7 protein-coding genes are annotated in these 3755 nt (G+C 28.3%); all 7 read left to right on the plus strand.

Going from position 1 to position 3755, the window contains the following annotated elements; all coding sequences use genetic code 11:
- Positions 1–482: 482 nt before the first annotated feature.
- The 7 genes from EIY84_RS11540 to EIY84_RS11570 all read left to right on the plus strand — a co-directional run bounded on the left by EIY84_RS11540 (position 483) and on the right by EIY84_RS11570 (position 3433).
- Positions 483–791, plus strand: coding sequence for a hypothetical protein (locus EIY84_RS11540; protein WP_124643325.1), 309 nt, complete (start codon positions 483–485; stop codon positions 789–791).
- A gap of 19 nt (positions 792–810) precedes the next feature.
- Entirely contained in the window at positions 811–1149 is a 339-nt protein-coding gene (locus EIY84_RS11545) for a hypothetical protein (RefSeq protein WP_124643328.1), read from the plus strand.
- Between the two features lie 65 nt (positions 1150–1214).
- Entirely contained in the window at positions 1215–1925 is a 711-nt protein-coding gene (locus EIY84_RS11550) for a GLPGLI family protein (protein WP_124643330.1), read from the plus strand.
- A 230-nt stretch (positions 1926–2155) separates the two neighbouring features.
- The gene (locus tag EIY84_RS11980) at positions 2156–2236 is read left to right on the plus strand and encodes a pentapeptide repeat-containing protein (protein WP_124643339.1); all 81 of its coding nucleotides are present in this window, start codon (positions 2156–2158) and stop codon (positions 2234–2236) included.
- 27 nt (positions 2237–2263) lie between these two features.
- Positions 2264–2650, plus strand: a complete 387-nt coding sequence (locus EIY84_RS11560) for a hypothetical protein (protein WP_124643333.1) — start codon at positions 2264–2266, stop codon at positions 2648–2650.
- A gap of 1 nt (position 2651) precedes the next feature.
- Complete coding sequence (locus EIY84_RS11565; RefSeq protein WP_124643335.1) at positions 2652–3182, plus strand: hypothetical protein; 531 nt, start codon at positions 2652–2654, stop codon at positions 3180–3182.
- Entirely contained in the window at positions 3182–3433 is a 252-nt protein-coding gene (locus EIY84_RS11570) for a hypothetical protein (protein ID WP_124643337.1), read from the plus strand. The genes EIY84_RS11565 and EIY84_RS11570 overlap by 1 nt, the downstream gene beginning before the upstream one ends.
- Positions 3434–3755: the final 322 nt, after the last annotated feature.

Genomic DNA, 3755 nt, shown 5'->3' on the forward strand with positions numbered 1-3755 from the left:
CGAACTGAATTTAACCCAGTTAAATTCGCCCTCGAATTGAAAATACTACGGACAACAGACGGTTTTGTGAAATGCGGAGGTCAGGCTCTTGCGTTGAAATTTTTTGAGAAATTATTCGCAAAAAGCCATTTTCTTTTACAAATTTTTGTATTTTAGCAAAAGAAAAATGGCTTTTTGCTTGGTGTTGAGATTGCATAAGTACTTGATAATCAAAGTCCGCACTTCACAAAGCCGCAAACCGTTGTACGATATTTTATAAGGACCGTTCTCCAAATATCATTTTTGCAACGAATAAAAACACAGATTGATGAACCTGAAAACAGAGGAGAACGCTTCGAAATAATAGTAAAAGATCCTAGTAATTTATTCTTACAATGAGGGCAGACTTCCCGAACATCTTTCCCTCGCTTTTTAAGTGAAGTAAAACTATCTGAATCTAGTTTTACGAAAAAAGTAAGGATTTAATTTATATATTTCAAAAAATGAAAAAAATATTTTTTATATTATTACTAGGTGCAGCTAGTTTAATGAGTGCTTCAAATCTTACAACAGAAAAATATAATGTTAACGTAGGAAAAAAAGCATTGCTGTTAGGTCCTATTCCAAGAATATACAATGGTTTTTTAGCATATGACGACCCTGAAAAAGGCACATGTTTTATATATGGTACATATAAAGAATGGGATTATGGTAATGGAATTATTTTATGGGAATTTAAATCCGCTAGCCGAGAAACTCAATTAACTGTAGTTACTCCACCTTGTACAGGACCTGGCTCATATTTAGCTTAAATAATCATATATTTGCCAAATGAAAAATGCAATTTTATTTTTTTCCATAATTATACTATTAGGATGTACGTCTAAAAATCTATATAGGAGGGATGTAAATAAATTGAATATTGTTGATTTTAACCAATCATACGAAAGTTTAAAAAGTTCTATAGATTTTAAAGCTTATGAAAAGTATATAAAAGAAAAAACTATATATATAGCTGATGACAAAGTTATTAGTCATGATTCTTTTCTGAATTTTTTGGATAATTCTCACGTTAAAAATCATAAAATATTAACTGATAGTATTGATATTATTAAAATGAAATATTCATTTAAAAATGTAAAAAAAATTATTATTGTATCAACTAAATAATTGGATTGAAGTTGTTTACTAATTATTATTTTATAGACAACTTCATCTTTTAAAAATTTAACATTATGAAAAAAAAAATAGTCATTGTTTTTTTTATATATCTATTTAACTTTGGATTTTCACAAAATAACATGGTTACAGATATGGAGATAGTTTACGAAATGACATTTAAAGCAGATTCGACAGTAAATAAAAAAACTGAGGATATATTAACATTATATATTGGTAAAGACTTTTCACTTTTCCAAAATGATAAAAAAAAGAAAATTGATTCTTTAATTTTCTCTCAACTCCATTTTAAGAATACATCTTCAAAACCAATGTATAAAGTTAATCATGTAATATTCAAAAATTTTAAAAAAGATGAAATTACTTATTCTGAAATTATTGATAATATAAATTTCGGATATAATGAGAAACTAACTCCAATGGTATGGAAGATAACATCTGACAAAAAAAGTATACAAACATACCAATGTATCAAAGCAGAAACTGTTTTTGGAGGGCGGAAATTTATTGCATGGTATACAGAACAAGTACCAATTAATGATGGTCCTTATAAATTTTCTGGTTTACCTGGACTTATTCTTGAAGTTTATGACGATCAAGATAATTTCCATTACAAGTTACTGGCTATTATTTCGAAAAAACAAAATATTCTATATAATGATAAACTACACTTTACTGAAAAGAAAAAACTCATTGAAACAAAAATAAATCTCATAAAAAAAATTACAAAATATGATGTGAAGGTTAATCCGATTGAAAAAAAATAAAACATCGTACAACAGACGGTTTTGTGAAATGCGGAGGTTAGGCTCTGGCGTTGAAATTTTTGAGAAATTATTCGCAAAAAGCCTTTTTCTTTTACAAATTTTTGTATTTTAGCAAAAGAAAAATGGCTTTTTGCTTGGTGTAGAGATTGTATAAGTACTTGATAATCAAAGTCCGCACTTCACAAAGCCGCAAACCGTTATCTGCAATCTCGTGAAAATTCCGCAACAAATTGAATTTCAACGAATTGAATTTAACGGGCGTAAATCTAACTAAAACCAATTTTTCCTTTTCGTCCTTATCTTCAACGTGAAGTAAATTAGGGAAGTTTATAAAAACTATGAGCGAAAATTCAGAAAAAAAAGAAATTCAATTAGACAAAAAAGAATTAAAAAAACAAGCATTTCTAATTGGAAAATCAATGTTATTTTCTTTTTTAATTTTATTTATTATTTCCCTTTTTGGGGAAACTATTGCTCGTAACGGAGCAAGTCAATGGAATTACAGTGAACCACATTATGAAGTTAGTTATGAAGGTGTTTTAGGTGAAGCAGAGTTTGATAATAAATGGATTCCGTATAATGGACACGCAAATTTCTTTCAAAAAATTTATATTGCGTACATTCCGCTAATTCTGAAAGTTAATTTTATGACTTTCTTTATCTTATCACTTGTAATTTATTTGATTATCAGAAAAACGAAGAATTATACAATTAAAATAAAGTAAGATGAAACAAATTTTCATAATAACTTTTTTTCTTGTAAATAGTTGCTTTTGTTTTTCACAAATTCAGAAAGAAGTGGAAAATGGAATTTTTGTAAGTTTTCCAAATACTCCAACTTATAAAACCGTTCAAAATGCTTCAACTTTTAGTTCCAAAACTGAAAATTCTTTATTGATGGTTCTTATCCAAAGAAATGTGATTCCAGATTATCCAAATTATGTTTTGGCACAAAAGAAATGGACGGCAACTGAAAGAAAAAAAGTAGCCGATTCTTTTTTGGATAATGCGGTAAAGGGAAAACTTGATTATACGGGAAATACAGGAAATGTGTCCGAAATAAAAATCGGAAACTTCTACGGAAGAAAATTATCATATTCAGCAATCAATCCTACTAATGGGGAAAGAGGAGAGAGATATTCAATAATTCTTCTCGTAAGAGATAAACTAATAAACTTTGAATGTTGGCAACTTAATGCAAATTCTAATTTTATAACAGAAAAAAATAATTTCTTAAACTCAATAAAAATAAAATAATGGAAGAAAAATTTATCAAGATTGTATATCGTATAAATGACCAAATTTTATACGCAAATATCGAAGACATTATAGATTTGGAGTACAAATACAAAAAATTTCTCTGGGACATTCCAAAAGAAACCCTTATAAAAACATACAAAAAGAATGAACAAGAATATGAATATTTTGAGGAAATTTCTATAGAAAATCTCAAAATGACTTTTCAAATAAGTAACAAATATGTCACCTTTGAATACCTTGAAAAATAATAGAGACTGCAGATAACATTGTATTGGCAAAATGCGGGGTTAAGTGCAAGTTGAAATATTTGTAATATTTATCCGCCGCTGCTTTTTCCGTATTGATTATTTTTGTAATTTAACAATCCGAAAAAAGCATCGGCTCCACTCGGTTCTGAATTGAACTTTTCGTCCAATCCAGCCCGCACTTCGCCAATACTTTTTCCGTTGTCCGTAATATTTGAGGAGCGTTATCAAATCGAAGATTTTGAAAATTTGAAAATTTATTGACCTCTACCCTGCTGATTCCTGAATTTTATGCCGAATAATTTCTGCGTGAAAATTTGAAAAA

It is taken from the genome of Amniculibacterium aquaticum, from assembly GCF_003852705.1.
GTDB classification, from domain to species: Bacteria; Bacteroidota; Bacteroidia; order Flavobacteriales; family Weeksellaceae; genus Amniculibacterium; species Amniculibacterium aquaticum.